The sequence below is a fragment of the Kordia aestuariivivens genome, from assembly GCF_014397005.1.
Lineage (GTDB): Bacteria > Bacteroidota > Bacteroidia > Flavobacteriales > Flavobacteriaceae > Kordia > Kordia aestuariivivens.
Genome location: NZ_JACGWS010000003.1, coordinates 213,749 through 232,290, shown reverse-complemented (window position 1 = coordinate 232,290; position 18,542 = coordinate 213,749). Strand labels below are relative to the sequence as shown.

Here is an 18,542-nt window from a genome sequence, read left to right as displayed (position 1 = left end):
CGTAGTATGGTAATTTTTGTAAATGAAATAAGCAGAGATTGTACATCATTAAATATGTAATCAATCTCTGCTTATGCTTATTGTATATTTGTTTTATTAAACAAAAAACAATTAACTATCTATCTTTGTGAAGTTCCATAGTGACAATTGTCAGTATGACAGTCTCCAAATGGTGCTGCGATACCACCAGCGATTGTGTTTAATAATTCGTCTCCTACTACTGTGTTCGCTTTTTTTGCTAATTCTGCAAATGATAATTTACTCATAATGTTTAAATTTAAGGTTGTTTTTACCTACTCTATTAAGGCTTTTCGGTTTTCGCCTATTTGCGCGCACAAATGTTTTTCAGATCTAATGATCTCTATTTTTTTTATGGATTCAGTTCTTCAAATAGTTTAAAACTAAAGTTGTAGCTCTGATTGGAAAAGTCATACGCGTTGATGATATCTCCCCATTTTTTATTTATTTCTTCAAATTTATTTTTGATCGAATTCACAACGTCAAGTCCTTTTTTCGTCAACATATTTTCTAAACCGCCGTAATGTTTTATGACAACATCTAATATTTGTAGATCGATGTTACATTTTCGTTGATAGAATCCAATTCTTGCCAAGGCTTCTTTGTATTGTTTTCCCTCAAAAGAATTTGCAGCGACACATTCATCTAAGCAATAAAACGTCGTATAATAAGTGTATAAAGCGTGAATGAGTATGTTTACATTTCTGTGATCGGGTCTGCCAAGAATTTCTTCTACAGATTGTGTTTGATCAATTTTATAGAACGTTGGTTTGCTAAACATCAAGTTGTTCATAATTACATGACCTGTTTGATGTGCAATGTCATCAATGAAGAAGATTTCGTTGTATTCTTCTTGATATACATTAAAGAAAGCCAGTCCAAGTGCGTTACCACTTGCAAACGAGTTTGAATTTGTCGGATCTGTATTGAACATATAAATATATTCGCAACATTGATCAATGAGCTTGTATTGATCTGGCACATTTTTTCGAATGAGATCCATTGCATTATTTAACTGATCAATACGATCATTGTATAATTTGTCATCCCAAAGTTGATCTTCCGCAGGAATGTCTAATATTACTTTTAAAAATGGTGTTGAACATCGTAAGATTTTTATAGAAGAATCTTTTACTTTAACAGTTGGTGCAAAAGGTGTGTCTTCACCTTTTTTGAAATATCCTACACTCGGTACATACGCAATTCCTTCTTCATTATATAAAAGGTCAAGTTTTAATGCTGGTTTCTCAACATAATATCCTTGCATAAATTCTTCTAATAATACTTTTTCATCTTCTGGCTTAAATGTATTAATTACTTTATGTCGGAAGTAAGCAAACAATAGAGGGTTACAAAAAATTTCATCATCATCAAAGTCTATCTTTTCCAAGATATGCGGAGCCTCTTTGTAAAGTAATATCTTTACAGTGTTGATCTTTTCATTGATATCTGAAATGATTGAATCTTTTTCTAGTAATTCCGCCATACGATTTTGCAGTGTTATTTGTTCAATACTATATTACTAACTATAACACTAAAATCCTACGTTTATTTTAAATTTTAAGGAATTTTATTAAATATTTCAAAAGTAAAAGCATAATTTTTTGAGATATTTATTTACTCGTATGTTAAATAATATCGTCAAAATTTTTAGAGCAACGCCTTGATTTTAAGCTAAAAAACTGACGTTATACAGACGCAAAAAATAATAAATTAACAATTTTTACAGTAGTAGCATGTAAGAAATAATTTTGAAAAATTTATGATTTTCTTAGAGAAAACAGTGTTAAAAAAGTTCCAACATTTGTATTTTTTGTAAGAAATAATATGTAAAAATGTAGCTTTAATTTTATGTTTTGTATTAAAAAATTCTAGTGAGGAAAAAATTGGGAAAAATTTGTCGCAAAAAAATGCATCACCTTACATGAAAATTACACTTTTTTTAGTTTTTTTTGAATATCGTTCTATAACTGTTTTTGAAAAGAGTTCATTTATATTTTAATAATCCCTATATAAGATTACTTATCTTTACACCTTCGCACGAAACACAAACTTTTCATGTTTTTAAAACTATATGAGTTCTCCTTTAGCAAAAGATAAAAAAAGCCTGTTCGATAGAATGTTGATAAAACTTCATCGGAATGCTTCTCACAGCAACAGAATAGGGATTCTGAGTGATCTTTTCATGAAAAAAATTGACGCTTTAGCTATTGAAAAAGATGCTATCAAGTTGTTAGATATTGGTTGTGGCGATATGACAATTACCAATAGTTTAGCGGAAAAAGGAAACAAACTAACCTGTACAGGAATTGATATTTATCCGAACACTAAAAACTGGGAACATTATATGGAGTTTGATGGAAAAACACTTCCGTTTGAAAACAAATCGTATGATGTCGTATTGTTTAGCGATGTGTTGCATCACGATTATGAACACATGCATCAACTAATAAAAGAAGCCAAACGCGTCGCTGATTTTATTGTTATTAAAGATCATTTTGAATATGGTTTCTTTTCCAGGTCTTTGCTTCAACTTGCGGATATTGTTGGAAATTACGGCTACGGTGTTTCCATTCCGAAACATTATTTTACGAAGCAACGATTTTATACTGTTCTTAAAGAGAATCAACTAGAAGAAATTGAAACGATGTGTCCTGTGCATTTATACAACCATATTCCGTTAGTGAAATGGATTTTTAAAGGAAAGTATCAGTTTATTAGCACAATTCGTGCTTAAATTAATGTGAGTTCGACGTAGGTTCCATTCAAATCAAATTAGCAAAAACTTAGTGATTAATATTTAAAGTGATGGAAATCAATTTTTTAATTTAGTTCGTGTCATTTTTATTTCAAATTGCAGAACTCATGAAATGAATCATTTACTTGTCAAATGTGAATTCGGCGAAACCAATCTTCAATTTCGTTTTCTTTGCTCGCACAAAGAAAAGAAACAAAAGAAAATGCGCTTTTCCAGAGGTATTTTTAGTTTTTCTTTTATTGAAAAACTAAAACCGCATGAATTTTTCTAAATTTTCTCCAAGGCTTCAAAAATTCTTAACGAAAAATTCCCGCTATACTGCGGAAAAGAAGAAAACCGCTATTGAATTTTATATCAAGTTCAGATTATATTATGAAGCTATTTTATCTTCTTTAATATGTTGTTTTAAACCCAAAATACTAAAGAAGAAACTAAACAGGATAATTTGAAGTCCTAACATAATGGTAAAAACTGCAGGAACAATGACACGAAGTGTTTCAGCGGGTTTTAAATCGCTAAAACTTGTCGCTTTCCAATCTAATAAACCATGAACACTCAAATAAATTCCAACGGCTAAAGTTAGAAAACCAACAATCAATCCTTTTTCAAGATTGAAGATTTTGAATAGTTTATGGTAACGATCACTTTTGGGCAAAAGTCCATTTTCTACAGCAAAAATTTTAGTCAACGCATAAAAAGCGAGAAACTGAAATCCAACAACCACAGAACTTGCCGTGTATAATAAGGTATGTACATCAAACACAATTCCGCCAAAAGTCAATGGATTCATGATTAGAATTGTTGACAATATCGTTCCAACAATAATCATAATGAATGCCGGATATAAAAACAACCATCTTGGACTGTATAATAATAGGAAACGTAAGTGTCGCCAACCATCGCGCCAAGTGTTTAAATGTGGCGGACGCGTTCGTCCATCAGGGTGTAATATCGTTGGAACTTGCACAATGGAAAGTCCGTTGAGTTTCGATTTTACAATCATTTCAGAAGCAAATTCCATTCCCGTTGTGTTGAGATTCATCTTGGCGAAAGCCTCTTTTGAGAAACCACGCAAACCACAATGAAAATCCCCAATTTTTATATTAAAAAACAATCTTCCAATAAAAGACAACACAGGGTTTCCTAAGTATTTGTGTAAGAAAGGCATTGCTCCTTTCTTTACGCCGCCTTTGAAACGATTTCCCATAACCAAATCATTGCCTTCTCGAAGTTTTTCAATGAATAATTCCAACGACGAAAAATCATAACTGTCATCCGCATCGCCCATAATGATGTATTTTCCTTTTGCTGCTTTTATACCGCCTTTTAGAGCATTTCCGTATCCTTTTTCAGGAACAGGAACAACTCTAGCATTCAATTTTTCAGCAATTGCTTGCGAACCGTCTGTGCTGCCATTATCTGCAATAACGACTTCTCCGTGCACGTCATGTTTTTCAAAAAAAGATTGCGCTTTTTGGATACAAATTGCGAGTGTCTCAGCTTCATTCAGACACGGCATCACTATTGATAATTCAGGATTCATACAATTTTTTGTTAAGCGAATTTAATAAAATAAAAATAGTGAGAAATAGTACCCAATCATTGTAAAATGTAAAGCGAACAACCGCATGCATGCCAATGGCAACTACGATAATATTACTGATGAATAGTAGTGAAATTACGAATAACACTTTGTACGCTGCTTGATCGCGTTTGAGCAATGCAAAAAAGCTGCAGAATGCTAATAAAAAGTATAATAGTGCTTGCTTTATTCCGCCAAAACCAAAAAGCATGTTTCGCACATAGATTCGTTTCCATTTTGAGAAATTATCAAACACCAAAGGCTTTACCATTTTGCTCGTCATTTTGTTCAAAGCAATGTATTTTTCATTCTCAGAAAGTGTTGGATCTAAGCTCGCGTTTCCGTTCTTAAAGATCGGTCCCATGGTGATTCGCGCAAAATTACTGATATAAAATAATGTTGGAGTTTCGTTTTGCGCCAATTCCAAATGATTGATATTCATCTTTTCAGTCGCTAAATCTTTGTATGTGTTTCTAAAAAATTCTTTTTCTTGTTCGGTTTCAAAAATGGCTTCATCTTCCGCATCTGCGACAAATAATACAGGTGTAATTAAGTTCATTCCTGTCCAAGGTGTGCTCACAAAATGATCGTGTGTTATTTTATGATAGGTTTTATCAATCAACGAAACAACCAATGGTAAAAGTAAAAATAGTGCAATTTGAATGCTATATTTTTTGAATTCTCTTTTCTTGAAACTTACCCAAAAAATCAGCAGTAATCCTAATGGAACTAAGTATATAAATTGATATCGTGTGATGAGTAATAACGCTAATAACGGCAACGCGTACAGTAATTGTTTTTTGTTTTTTGAGATGAAAAACGAAATGTAATATCCTATAATAAGTAGGTATAACGAATACGCAATTGCTTCTGAAAGTATGCTATTGGCAATTTTTCCACCAGAAACAAACGGAAATAACAATATAATGGCAAAACAGACACTGAAAAAGTCATTTATAAGTTGATGCGATCGTAGTTTATGAATGAAAAAGTAGATGCTAAAACATCCGAAAATTGCTTGAAAAACGATGGTAGCTGTATCAAATCCGGTTCCGAATAGCAACTTCATGAATTGTAAAAAAAGTGGATAGCCGGGCGCACGAATAATGTGCATGTTTAAATATCCGGTAGAATCTGGAAAGTACACAATAGGATTGCGAAGTACAACGACAAGCGTGATCAGAAATAGAATTCCGATAGCAATGTTACTTTTTTGTTTTAAAAACTTCACAGGTTTCATTTTTGGTAAAAGTATCTATATTTTTTTAGAGTTCTATTTCATAAACTCTATTTGACTCAATTTCTGATGAATTTTCTTTCCCAATTTTTCTGCGCCAATTGGTGTCATATGATAATAATCGTAAAAATCTACGGCTTGCCAGTCTTCATCATTGGTTAAATCAATGACTAATTCTGGTGCTGAAACTTCTTTCATTGCTTCGTTGAGTTTGTTCAGTAATCTGAGATAACCAATACCATTGTATGCGTATGTATCTTCGAGGTATTTAAGTCCTTGAACACCATAAACTTTACCATTTCTGATTCTATAGTTATACGTGGGTTGCGTCACAAACAAAGGAATTGCTTCGATATTTCTTGCGTATTCATATAGTTTTTTGATACGTGCTTTAAAAGCTATTAAATTTGCTTCGTCATAAAGTTCGAGAAGTTTTTCGCTTAACACTTCTTCGGTCGTGTAACTGACTTTTGAAAAATCTACTTTGTGATGTCCGACTTCAAACTTTTTCGCTTTTTGTATTCCTCTAAGTTTCCGATAGACATTGTACAACACCGATTTGTCTTTGATGTGGCTTTTGAGTCCACGACTTTCGAGTTCTTTGATAGTGTCGTATTCGGAATCGCTACTGACGCTGTAAAAATCATTGATTCCAACATAGAAAATGATAATTTCTGGTTGAAGATTTTCAATTTTTGGAAACCAAATTTCTGTGCTTTTTATATGTCCGTACGTCGATTGCCCGTCAACGCCAGCATTTGATATGTACATTTCTTCACCATGATCTCGATATTCTTTTTCTAGCACTTCTTGCCAAGTTTTGGAATCGTCAATATAGCGTTGATCGGTTGTGCTTCCCCCAACGGTAAGTATGTTTATTTTTTCTGGCTGATCGAATGAAGAAATTCCACGCAATCCATATTGATCTCTAGAATAGGTAATAGTCGGATTTTCGGTGTCGTATAAGTGACTTACGTCGAATTCAAATTTTGCATCTCTGATGATTCCCAAATTGCTCAATTGATTGCTACTATTGAACCAACCGCCAAAAATGAGTTCTATCAACAAAACTCCAATCAAGAGAATGGAGCAATTTATGAGTATGAGTTTTAGTTTTTTGGGCATTCGTGAATACGTATCAATTCATTTATACTGTAAAACTAGAATATTAAAAATTAATAAGAGAAAATCAAAAATATTTTTATTGCCCATTGTTTGAATCATAACAATATACACGCAAAATAGTTCTTCATTCGAGAACTATTCTTATATTTGTCCTAGAATTAAAAGTATGAAGAGAATAATTGCGAAGCGAACACTAAGAGAGTTTTGGGAAAAGCACGCTGATTCGGAACAGTATTTAAAAACTTGGCACGAAACTGCTAAAAATTCTAATTGGACTTCGCCTAACGAAATTAAACAAACCTATATTAGTGCTAGTATCTTAAAAGATAGTAGAGTTGTTTTCAATATTAAAGGAAACTCATATCGATTAGTTGTAAAATTTAATTTTGATAGACAATGGGCATTTATACGATTTGTAGGAACACATGCCGAATATGATAAAATAGATGCCAACACAATTTAACGAATAAAATTATGGAGATAAAACCTATAAAATCCGAGCAAGATTACCAAAATGCTTTAAAAAGACTAGAAATAGTTTTTGATGCAGCTGAAAACACAAAAGAAGGAGACGAAGCTGAAATATTATCAATGTTAATTGATGCGTATGAAAATCAATATTACCCTATTGAAGCTCCTGATCCAATCGAAGCTATAAAAATTCGAATGGAAGAAATGAACTTAAAACAAAAAGATTTGGTTGGTATTATTGGTGGAAAAAGTAGAGTTTCAGAAATTCTGAATAAAAAGAAAAGACTCACTGTGGATATGATTAGAGAGTTGGAACGAACATTACATATTTCGGCTTCAGTTTTAGTTAACAGCTACCAATTATCGAAATAAAAATAATTATGTAGATAATACCTGTGAAAACCTATCGATTCATCCAAGCTTTAAAATCACTTGTTTTTTGTCTGCTGACGATGAATTCCTGATCGCGTTCTTGTGAAACCGATAGTTTTACCCGATGATTGAAGTATGGATTTATTTTTTGAATCGCTTGTTTTGCGACAATTTGACCACGATTGATTTTGTAGAATTCTTCGTGATCTAATGTGTTGAATAATTGATCAATGGTTTCATCAATTATGTATCTTTTTGAAGTTGTCACACCAAACGTAATGCTGTCTTCAGAATAGACATATAACAAATCCGAAATCTTAATTTGCACAAAACCTGTGCCTTCTTTTACTAATAAACCACTTCGTTTGCTGGTGTTTTTAGTTTCAGTTTGCGATTGAATACTGGTCAGTAATTGTTTTAAAATTGCAGGTTCAACCGTTGATTTTTGATTGGATTTGTTGAATTTATCCAACGCAATTTGCAAATCAACTTCTTGAATTGGTTTTAGTAAATAATCTACACTATTTACTTTGAAAGCCTGAATCGCATATTGATCGAAAGCTGTGGTAAAAATGATTGGTGCTTCGACCTCAACTTTCTGGAAAATTTCAAAACTCAAACCATCTGCGAGTTGAATGTCCATAAATACCAAATCGGGTAGGTTGTTCGTTTGAAACCAACTCACAGCATCTTCAACCGTGTCAATAATGTCTAATAATTCATAGGCAAAATTACACGTCGAAAGCATGTTTTGCAATTGATTTGCAGCGCGCGGTTCGTCTTCTATGATTAGTACTTTCATTAGTGTTGAGTTATATCAGATTTCAGTAATAACGGAATTGACACCATAAATTCGGTTCCGTTGTTTTCTATTTTTGGCAATTTATCAGAGATTAATGCGTGTCTTTTTTCAATGTTGATGAGTCCTAGTTTGGTTGATGGTAATTGTGTCGATTTTAGTTGCATTTTATTATGTACAACTAGAAAGTCATCTTGTATTGTAACTGTGATTGTTAATGGTTTTGATCGAGAGATTACATTGTGTTTGATGGCGTTTTCGAGTAATAATTGCAAACTCATTGGAACAATCATACGATCTAATTCGGTTTCTGGAAGCTTCCAATCTAGTTTCAAGTTGTCGCCAAAACGTTCGGATTGAATGTGAATGTACGCACGCGCAAATTTTAGTTCATCGCGTAGCGGAATTAAATTCGCATTGCCCGCATCTAAAATAAATCGATATACATCTGATAGTTTATCTACAAATTGTTTCGCATCTTCTTTTGAATTTTGATCAATGATATCGCGCAACGTATTTAAACTGTTAAAGAAAAAATGCGGTTGTGCCTGATTGCGCAAAGCATCTAATTGTGCCAAAACCACGACTTGTTTTGCTTGCTCTTCTTGGCGAATCGATTTTTTGAGTTGTATGTAAAAATAAATCGCTTCATATATTGCCATCACCATCATACTTATAATAATGATTGGCAATAGCACTCTGTATCGTTCAGAGAAATAATAATTTTGATCAAATATGTATCCTAACATAGCGCCGCCAATAGCATCTATTGCTGTAACGGAAACAATGATTGTGAGAAATAAAAAGAATGCACGTTTGCCTACATCTTCCACATTTGGAAATTTTTTCCGCAAGAAAATAAAGTTAAATCGCATTACAAACCAATTGAAAATAGAGAAAAATAAGGAAACACTCCAATTGATTACTGCTTCCCAAAAAGGATATCGTGAAAACGAATTGTTAAATAGGTAATCCGTCACAAAACTCAGTACAATAATACCAATGATTACAAACCAGATATCGTTGAATCCTATGTATTTTAATCGTTTTTCTTTGTTGAGTAACATGGTGTTTAATTATAGTTTAATTCCCTTTGTCTTTTCTATCTATTCTCTATTCTCTATTTTCTATTTTCTATTTTCTTTTATCTATTTTCTTTTATCTATTTTCTTTTATCTCTAATAGCCCAACCGTCTAACAATTTAATTCAAGTTAATTAACGGTATTCCTTGCTTCGCTTGATAGAACATATAGCCAATCCACGCTGCGTATAACAATCCAAAAAGAACAACAGCAATGATTTGATTTTTAGTTGAAGTCTTCCATTTTTTGGAAAGTATGAATGCGAATAACGGAATTATTTGAATGCCATGCAATCCAAAGAAGTGTGCAATTCGTAAATCGCCCGCAACTGTACTCCAGTTTACAAGTGGTAATCCTTCGCCTCCATCTGCTACGCCAACATTGTGTGACATTTGACTGATCATTTGTCCGCCAACCCAACTTCCAACGATGATAACAATCCAACCTAGAAATATAGCAACTTGAATTGATTTCGTTGTTTTCAATTTTAATCGAGCTGAATCAAAAGCAAATAATACCATGATTAATACATTGATTGCGATTAGAATTCCCATCGCAGCAAAGAGCAATCCGTCAAATAATGATTCTTGATTGTAATGTGATCGAACACCGCGCGCTGCTTGATAGACAATGATTCCAATTTCAAATAAAAGCGTCCAAGAAACAATGTTGTTTAGTATGTTTTTCTTTCGTGTTGAATACGGATATTTGGTAATCAAAAAACCTACTGTCATGATATAAATAGCGCCTGAGATACAGAATTTTAACGGTTTTATCCAAACGTTTACGCCAATGAGCGTTCTTTCATCTATGAACAATCCGCCCATACAAACCAACGCTCCAACAACATGAATCATCACAATTGTAAATAGTATTGGACTTTCCTTTTTTACTGTGTTGAATACTTCTTTTAGATATTTCATACTAATGCTTTTTTAAGTTTGATAGCTCTCATCATCATGAAAAGCAAGAATCCGACAGGACCTAACATGAAGGTTCCCGCTAAACAAGGTGCAATCAAAACTGGATGAATTTTTAATGCTTTGTTTTGATTTACAATCCACATGCCGACTAATAAATCGAACGCGAGATAGTGAACCCAACCCGCCAAGACAGCATTTTCTTCAGTAAATAATGCCATGACTGATTTTAGACTTCCAAAGTCCATTCCGCCACCAATTTGTGTGGCTTGAATGATGAAAATTGCATAGATAAGCGATAATGCTATGGGAATGATTTTGTAATCGATAAAGAATCGAGTGACTTTCCATTTGGGCAGAAAGATCATCAGAATCCACATTGGCATCGCCATCATTCCGACGATTGAAAAAACTTGTGATGGTGTCATAGTTGTATTGATTTTAAAAGTTCGTTAGTGATTGATGGTTCAAATATGTGACGATTACTTTAAAGATAGGATGACTTTCTGTTGAATTGTCGTTTTGGGAGATTGAAGTGTCATGCATCTGCAAAAATTAGGGAGAAAAAATCATTGCTTTTGAGGTTTTATAAAGCTTTTGAAGATTGTAGTTTAGCCCATAGGAAAGCGAAAAAGTTTCTACATGTAAAATTTTAATCAATTAAAAGAATCACGTAACACTATTACGGAAACCCATAAGGGAAAACAAATTCTATTTAAGTACTTCGTAAAATATCTTTGTAATTAATAGTAAATTATCTTAATTCCTACGTTATAAAAAGATATTCAGCACTATTAATATGTTAAAATTTTAATACATTTACTTTTTTACAAAACACACCTTGTTCAACATCAGACAGTTATTCATATGGTTAAAAAATACGTACTAGCATTATTCATCGTTTATTTTTCGCTACAGCTAAATAATGCTTCATCACTCAACTCAGAAAGCTCCTACTCAGTAGTCATGCCCAACGCAACTATTAGCGGAAATGCCACTGTTTGTCAATTTGGATCACAGCCAATTATTACATTTACTGGTTCGGCAGGAATGGCACCGTATACATTTACCTATGTAATTGGTACAGGAACACCACAAACCATTACCTCAACAGGAGATACAGCTACATTGCCTGTTTCTACCAATACAGATGGAATTTTCACATATACATTAACTTCTGTGCAAGACTCCACAGGAACTGATAATGCGGTTTCTGGAAATGTTACCATAACAATTACCGAAGGACCTGATGCTACCATTAATGGTCCAAATCCAACAATGATTGATGGATTAACTGCTTTTAGAGAATGTACTAATAGTTCTTCTACATTATCTTTTACGAATGGATCTTCTACAACATCAACATTAAATAGCAATTATACGATTGATTGGGGCGATGGAAGTCCTAATTTTAATGGAACTACTTGGGGGTTGTTAACACATGATTATAATGTTGGAATTTTCACATTAGTATACACAATACAAGGAAACAATGGTTGTACGACCGTACGAGAATATACGGTATTTGTTGGATCAAATCCAGCGGTTTCTTTAGGAAATCCGGGGAACACAGACATTTGTAATACGCAAGGATTGGTATTTCCAATTACAGGAACAGACAATAACCCACCAGGAACCACCTATACAATCTCTTTTAATGACGGTTCTGCTCCACAAATATTTAATCATCCACCACCTGCATCTGTTACACATATGTTTGCAATTTCATCTTGTAATACTACAAGTTCTGACGGAAGCAACTCGTATGCAAATTCATTTTCTGCAAATATTGTAGCTTCAAATCCGTGTAGTTCTTCGTCGGTTGGAGTTGTTCCAATATATGTATCCACAACACCTGAAGCAGATTTTACGTTTCCAACAACACCTACTTGTACCAATACACAAGTGTGTTTTGAAGATTTATCCATCGGAAATGCTACCAATGGAAGTGATAATAATTGTAGTACGAACCCAAATATTACTTGGGAGATTTCACCTGCAACATTTACAGTAGCGAGTGGTACCTTAGGAAACGATTTTGGTTCATCTGATCCAAATTTATGGACTTCTGGCTCTGAAATACTTTGCGTAAACTTTACCCAAGCTGGAACCTATACAATAACACAAAACGTTGGAAATAGATGTGGTATCGATGTAATTTCACAAACCATTTGTATAGAAGAACCTGTAAATCCGCAATTTAATTTAAGTACAGCATCAGGTTGTACACCATTAGATGTAAATGTTACCAATACTACAGATGAAACAACCAGTTGTAATCCACCAACCTATCAATGGCAAGTTACATATGCTGCTAATTTTTGCGGAACTGCACCAGAAGTTTGGAGTTTTACGAATGGAACTTCCGCAACCTCAGCGAATCCATCATTTAATTTTGTTACGCCCGGAACGTATACAATTCAATTGACAGGAACCAACGAATCCTGCGGAAGCACAAGCAATTCGCAACAAGTCATTGTAAAACAACCGCCGACAGTTACGATTGATCCTATTACTGATTTGTGTAATGCAACTTCTATTACACCAACAGCCACCATAAATAATTGCACGGATAATACTGGTGCTATAACCTATGATTGGCAATTTCTTGGAGCCACCACAACTTCGTCAAACTTAGCAACACCAGGAACAATTGACTACACAATGCCAGGAACCTATACAGTTACACTTCAAGTAACTAATGATTGTGGTGTTTCAGAATTGGTCTCAGAAACATTTACGATTCAAGAAGTTCCTGTGATAACGAATACAGACCTTTCACAAGATATTTGCTCAGGAGTTTCTTCTGCTGCTATCAATTTAACGGCAACCGCAGCAGGAACTACGTACATGTGGACAGCAACTGCCACGGCAGGAATTAGCGGATTTATTCCGTCAGGGACTTCAGCGACTATTCCTTCACAAATAATCACGACTTCAAATACATCATCTGGAACAGTTACGTATACGGTTACACCAACTTTAAATGGTTGTGATGGAATGCCAGTAACATTCACCATTAATGTGAGTCCAGCACCAGAAATTACTACACAACCTCAACCAAGTACGGTTTGTCAGAATGGAACACCAATTACATTAAGTGTAGCCACTTCAGGAACTTCACCTCAATATCAATGGTTTAGTAATACAACAAATAGCAATACTGGCGGAACGTCAATTACAGGAGCAACAAATCCTGATTTTGTACCGCCAACGGCAACCGTAGGAATGTTGTATTATTATTGTGAAATCACTTTTGCTTCTGGAGGTTGTTCGGTAATCAGTTCACAAACAGCTTTGGTGACGGTAACGCCGAGTGCAACCATTACAAATCAACCAACCATGACGCAAAGTTTATGTGTGGGAAGTACAATTTCAAGTCCGTTATCAATAGCTTTTACAGACGGAACCGGAACCGTTTCCTATCAATGGTTTAGCAATACAACGAACAGTAATTCAGGTGGAACAGCGATAGCAGGCGCAACAAATTCCGATTATACCCCACCAGTATTTACCGCAGCAGGCAATTTTTATTACTATGTAGAATTGGCTTTTGCTGGAAGTGGCTGTAACAATGTCGTGAGTGATACAGCAGAAATTGTAGTTGTCAATTTACCAACAATCAATTCACAACCTATTACAACGCAAACGCTTTGTCAAAATACAACGCCACAAACCTTAGAAGTACAGGTTTCGGGTGGTTTGGGCACATTTTCATATCAATGGTTTAGTAATACTGTAAATAGTAGCTCAGGAGGAACTTTAATTGCAGGAGAAACAAATACAACATTTATACCGACAACAACTACTGTTGGAACGCTATATTATTACTGTGTAATTTCACAAGCGGCTAGCGCAAGCTGTACGGTAACGAGCGCTACTTCGGAAGTGATTATAAATGCAGCGGCAACAATTGATACGCAACCAGCATCACAAGAATTATGTTTGGGTGATACTGTAAATGATTTGATGATTATATACAGTAATGGCGTAGGAACACCTAATTTTCAGTGGTATTCAAATACAGTTGACAATACTACTTCAGGAACAATGATTTCAGGAGCAACGAATAATAGCTATACTCCTGATGTCACTTCCGTTGGAACAAACTATTATTATTATACGATCACGTTTGGTTCAGGTGGTTGTTCGGAAATTACTTCTGATACGGTTGAAATTATCGTGAATGAAACACCCAGCATTAGCAATTTTACCGAAACGATATGTAGTGGAAACGACTTTACCATCACACCAGATACTTCAAACGGTGATATTGTTCCAACAAATACAACCTACACATGGACAGCACCAAGCATTTCTCCAGCTGGAAGTGTTATTGGCGCAACTGCGGAAACAACGCCACAAACTACTATTAATCAAACCTTAACAAATACGACAAACGCAGCCGCAATTGTAACGTATACGGTAACACCTACTTCTGGAAACTGTAACGGAACACCTTTCACGATTGAAGTCACACTAAATTCAGCACCCGAAATTACAATGCAACCGCAACCAAGTACGATTTGTCAAAACGGAACACCAAACACGTTGAGCATTGTATTGGGAAGCACCGTCGACACACCACAATATCAATGGTTTAGCAACACTGTTGATAGTAATACTGGCGGAACTCTAATTTCAAGCGCAACCAATGCAGATTATGTACCACCAACAACTACGGTAGGAATGTTATATTATTATTGCGAAATCACGTTTGCTTCTGGAGGTTGTGCATTGTTGAGTTCACAAACAGCTTTGGTTACGGTAACACCAAATGCAACCATTACGAATCAACCAACAATGACACAGAGTTTATGTGTAGGAAGTACGATTCCAAGTCCGTTATCAGTCGCTTTTACAGACGGAACAGGAACGGTTTCCTATCAATGGTTTGGTAATACCACCAATAGTAATACAGGTGGAACAGCCATAGCAGGAGCGACAAATTCCGATTATACACCACCAGTATTTAACGCAGCAGGGAGTTTTTATTATTACGTTGAATTGACTTTTACAGGAAATGGCTGTAACGATGTTGTAAGTGATGTTTCCGAAATTGTCGTTGTAGATGTACCAGTTGTAGATGTACAACCAATCGTTTCACAAAATCTTTGTCAAAATACACTCCCACAAACCTTAGAAGTACAAGTTTCGGGTGGTTTGGGAGCGTTTTCATACCAATGGTTTAGCAACAACACCAATAGTAACACAGGCGGAACAGCCATTGCAGGCGAAACGAATGCTACTTTTGTTCCACCGACAGACGTTGTCGGAACCATCTATTATTATTGTGAAATTACACAAGCGGCGAGTGCAAGTTGTTCGGCTGTAAGCGATACTGCGGAAGTTATTGTAAATCTTGGTCCAATGTTTACTTCGCAACCACAATCGCAGGCATTGTGTTTGGGCGAAACAGTAAATGACTTAACGGTAAGTTATAGCAATGGAGTTGGTTCGCCAACATATCAATGGTATTCTAATACAGTAGACGATGTAACTTCTGGAACCGTGATCGCAAGTGCAACGACCGATACATTCACACCTTCGGTTGCAACTGTAGGAACAACGTATTATTATTGTATAATTACATTTTCTTCTGGTGGATGTTCTGAAATTATCTCGAATACGGCAGAAATTATCGTGAATGAAACACCAAGCATTAGTAATTTTACCGAAACAATTTGTAGCGGAAATAGTTTTACCATCACGCCAGATACATCAAACGGTGATGTTGTACCTGTAAACACAACGTATACTTGGACAACACCCACAATTTCGCCAGCAGGAAGCATTACAGGTGCAAGTAACGCAACAACAGCGCAAACAAATATCAGTCAATTATTAACAAATACAACTACAGCACCAGCAGTTGTAACCTATACGGTAACGCCATCAACTGGTATTTGTAATGGACTTCCATTTACGATAGAAATTACGGTAAATCCTGCTATTTCAGCAAATGTAACTACTACGGATATTACCTGTTTTGGCGCAAACAATGGTGAAATTATAACAAATATCACAGGCGGTGTACCGTTTACCACTGGAACGCCTTATATAATCTCCTGGACAGGTCCAATGGGATTCACATCAAGTAATACGACTATTTCAAATTTGATTCCTGGCGATTATGTATTGACGGTTCAGGATGAAGGCGGTTGTCCATTTACGGAAACGTATACAATTACAGAACCCGCAGCATTAATTTTGACAGTTGACACCGAAAACTCCATTAGTTGTTTTGGTTTGAGTGATGGTGAACTGGCCGTTACAATCACTGGTGGAACGCCAAATTACAGCTATAACTGGACAAGAAATGGCGCACCTTTTTCAACAGATGAAGATATTTCAAACTTAACAGCAGCAACTTATGAATTGACAGTGACAGATGCCAATAGTTGCGGTCCAATTGTACAATCGTTTGTAATTTCAGAACCAAACGAATTGATGGCTTCATTACTAAATCAAACGAATGTTGCATGTTTCGGAGAAGCTTCAGGAGCGATAGAAATTAATGTTTCTGGCGGAACACCAACCGAAACTTCACCCGGTATTTTTGAATATATGTATGCTTGGACTGGACCCAATGGATTTACAAGTACTTCACAAAATTTAACAGCTTTACTAGGTGGAACCTATGATCTTACGGTGACAGATGCTAATGGTTGTGATGATACTTTGAGTGTTATCTTAACGCAACCTGATGAAATCATGATTACTTTCCAGACGACTGAAATTCTATGTTTTGGCGATAATGATGGTTCTATTACGATTACAAATATTTCTGGCGGATCAGGTTCTTACACGATTGAATGGAGCAATTTTGGCGCAGGAATGAGTCAGACCAATTTATCTGCTGGCGATTATATAATTACGGTGACCGACACAAATAATTGTACTGCTTCTGTGACTGTAACGATTCCAGAACCACCTATATTTACCATTAATCCTGTCGTAGAACAAATTTCTTGTTTTGGTGCGAATGATGGACGCATTGTATTAAACTTTCAAGGTGGACAAGCTCCTATTGATTTTGCATGGACAGATGATCCAAATGCTGGTGTTGAACGAAACAATCTTGGACCAGGAACCTATACAATAAATATCGTAGATGCAGTTCCTTGTACCATCACGGAAACGTTTACTATTTTAGAACCTTCAGCATTGAGTTTATCTGCAAATATTACAAATGCGCTCGATTGCGATGATCCAAATTCTGGAGCTATTAACTTATTAATTACAGGCGGAACAGCTCCTTTTACTGTTAGTTGGTCAAATGGCGAAACGACAGAAGATTTAGACAATATTCCACCTAACAATTATGTCGTAACGGTTATTGATGATAATGGTTGTGAAGCTTCTGAAAGTTATACGGTGGTAAGACCATCGCCTATTATTGTGGATGTTGACACAGAAACAGTCGTAAACTGTAATGTGTTTTTGGCAAGTCAAAACTTTACAGCGCAAGTTTCAGGCGGCGTACCTCCGTATAGTTTGAATTGGTCTAGCGGAACCGTATCTGGTGTCAACGATGAAGTAATGTCAACCACACAAAATGGCTTAGTTATTTTAGAAGCTACAGATGCGTTGGGTTGTGTAAACAGTTTTACGTTTGAAGTTGATATTCCTGAGTTGAGTGATGCTGATTTTACGACGGTTTCTACTGCTTTTGATACGTTCGGAATTTATTCACAATTAGACCCGATACAATTTACCAATACGACTACAGGTGACTTTACAAATGTTTCTTGGGATTTCGGTGACGGGAATTTTTCTAATGAAGAAAATCCTGTTCATACCTATGCTTCGCCTGGAATATATACTGTCGTACAAACCGTAACATTTCCTGGCGATTGTGTCTATACAAGGGTAATTAGTTTGCTTATTGAAAAAGGATATAAATTGATTATGCCAACCGCTTTTACGCCAAATGGTGATGGATTGAATGATTTTTTCAGACCTGTTTTTATTGGATTGGATACTATGGAACTAAATATTTATGATACTTGGGGAAGTTTAATTTTTTCTGAAACTGGCGATGATATTCAAGGTTGGGACGGAAAAATTAAAGGAGAACTCGTCGAAAACGGAAACTACTATTACACCTTTATGGGGAAAACCTTTTTTGGAAAAATTGTTAAAGAAAACGGACCGCTTACATTAATCTTATAATT

The 18,542-nt window shown here is 35.2% G+C and carries 13 protein-coding genes; 4 read left to right on the top strand and 9 right to left on the bottom strand.

All coding sequences use genetic code 11. The features are described from left to right. Window positions 1-119: 119 nt before the first annotated feature. Together H2O64_RS06505 and H2O64_RS06500 are read right to left on the bottom strand one after the other, a co-directional pair. A complete protein-coding gene (locus tag H2O64_RS06505; RefSeq protein WP_187561358.1) occupies window positions 120-266 on the bottom strand; it encodes a hypothetical protein in 147 nt (48 codons plus the stop codon). A gap of 104 nt (window positions 267-370) precedes the next feature. Continuing rightward, complete coding sequence (locus H2O64_RS06500; protein WP_187561357.1) at window positions 371-1,504, bottom strand: hypothetical protein; 1,134 nt, start codon at window positions 1,502-1,504, stop codon at window positions 371-373. 588 nt (window positions 1,505-2,092) lie between these two features. Between H2O64_RS06500 and H2O64_RS06495 the strand changes: the two genes are divergently transcribed. After that, entirely contained in the window at window positions 2,093-2,755 is a 663-nt protein-coding gene (locus H2O64_RS06495) for a class I SAM-dependent methyltransferase (protein WP_187561356.1), read from the top strand. A gap of 391 nt (window positions 2,756-3,146) precedes the next feature. Here the strand turns inward: H2O64_RS06495 and H2O64_RS06490 are convergent, their stop codons facing one another. From H2O64_RS06490 to H2O64_RS06480, 3 genes are read right to left on the bottom strand one after another with little or no spacing between them, the layout of a single operon-like run. After that, on the bottom strand, window positions 3,147-4,319 hold the full coding sequence (locus tag H2O64_RS06490) for a glycosyltransferase family 2 protein (RefSeq protein WP_187561355.1): 1,173 nt from the start codon (window positions 4,317-4,319) through the stop codon (window positions 3,147-3,149). After that, window positions 4,309-5,589, bottom strand: coding sequence for a hypothetical protein (locus H2O64_RS06485; protein WP_187561354.1), 1,281 nt, complete (start codon window positions 5,587-5,589; stop codon window positions 4,309-4,311). Before H2O64_RS06485 ends, H2O64_RS06490 begins: the two co-directional genes overlap by 11 nt. 42 nt (window positions 5,590-5,631) lie before the next feature. Beyond that, entirely contained in the window at window positions 5,632-6,720 is a 1,089-nt protein-coding gene (locus H2O64_RS06480) for an SGNH/GDSL hydrolase family protein (protein WP_187561353.1), read from the bottom strand. A gap of 166 nt (window positions 6,721-6,886) precedes the next feature. Here H2O64_RS06480 and H2O64_RS06475 point away from each other — a divergent pair, with 166 nt between their 5' ends. Continuing rightward, window positions 6,887-7,183 carry a type II toxin-antitoxin system HigB family toxin gene (locus H2O64_RS06475; protein ID WP_187561352.1) on the top strand — a complete coding sequence of 99 codons (297 nt, stop codon included), beginning with the start codon at window positions 6,887-6,889 and terminating at the stop codon, window positions 7,181-7,183. Window positions 7,184-7,194: 11 nt separating this feature from the next. Further along, entirely contained in the window at window positions 7,195-7,563 is a 369-nt protein-coding gene (locus H2O64_RS06470) for a helix-turn-helix domain-containing protein (protein WP_187561351.1), read from the top strand. A 31-nt stretch (window positions 7,564-7,594) separates the two neighbouring features. On the opposite strand, the gene H2O64_RS06465 is transcribed toward H2O64_RS06470, so the two are convergent. The 4 genes from H2O64_RS06465 to H2O64_RS06450 all read right to left on the bottom strand — a co-directional run bounded on the left by H2O64_RS06465 (window position 7,595) and on the right by H2O64_RS06450 (window position 10,793). Further along, window positions 7,595-8,365: a LytR/AlgR family response regulator transcription factor gene (locus H2O64_RS06465; protein WP_187561350.1), complete on the bottom strand. Its 771-nt coding sequence runs from the start codon at window positions 8,363-8,365 to the stop codon at window positions 7,595-7,597. Beyond that, window positions 8,365-9,429 carry a sensor histidine kinase gene (locus H2O64_RS06460; protein ID WP_187561349.1) on the bottom strand — a complete coding sequence of 355 codons (1,065 nt, stop codon included), beginning with the start codon at window positions 9,427-9,429 and terminating at the stop codon, window positions 8,365-8,367. The genes H2O64_RS06465 and H2O64_RS06460 overlap by 1 nt, the downstream gene beginning before the upstream one ends. Window positions 9,430-9,564: 135 nt before the next feature. Further along, window positions 9,565-10,368 carry a hypothetical protein gene (locus H2O64_RS06455; RefSeq protein WP_187561348.1) on the bottom strand — a complete coding sequence of 268 codons (804 nt, stop codon included), beginning with the start codon at window positions 10,366-10,368 and terminating at the stop codon, window positions 9,565-9,567. After that, window positions 10,365-10,793 (bottom strand): ABA4-like family protein, encoded by a 429-nt coding sequence (locus H2O64_RS06450; protein ID WP_187561347.1) that lies wholly within the window; start codon window positions 10,791-10,793, stop codon window positions 10,365-10,367. The genes H2O64_RS06455 and H2O64_RS06450 overlap by 4 nt, the downstream gene beginning before the upstream one ends. A 538-nt stretch (window positions 10,794-11,331) precedes the next feature. Here H2O64_RS06450 and H2O64_RS06445 point away from each other — a divergent pair. Then, complete coding sequence (locus tag H2O64_RS06445) at window positions 11,332-18,540, top strand: PKD-like domain-containing protein (RefSeq protein WP_187561346.1); 7,209 nt, start codon at window positions 11,332-11,334, stop codon at window positions 18,538-18,540. Window positions 18,541-18,542: the final 2 nt, after the last annotated feature.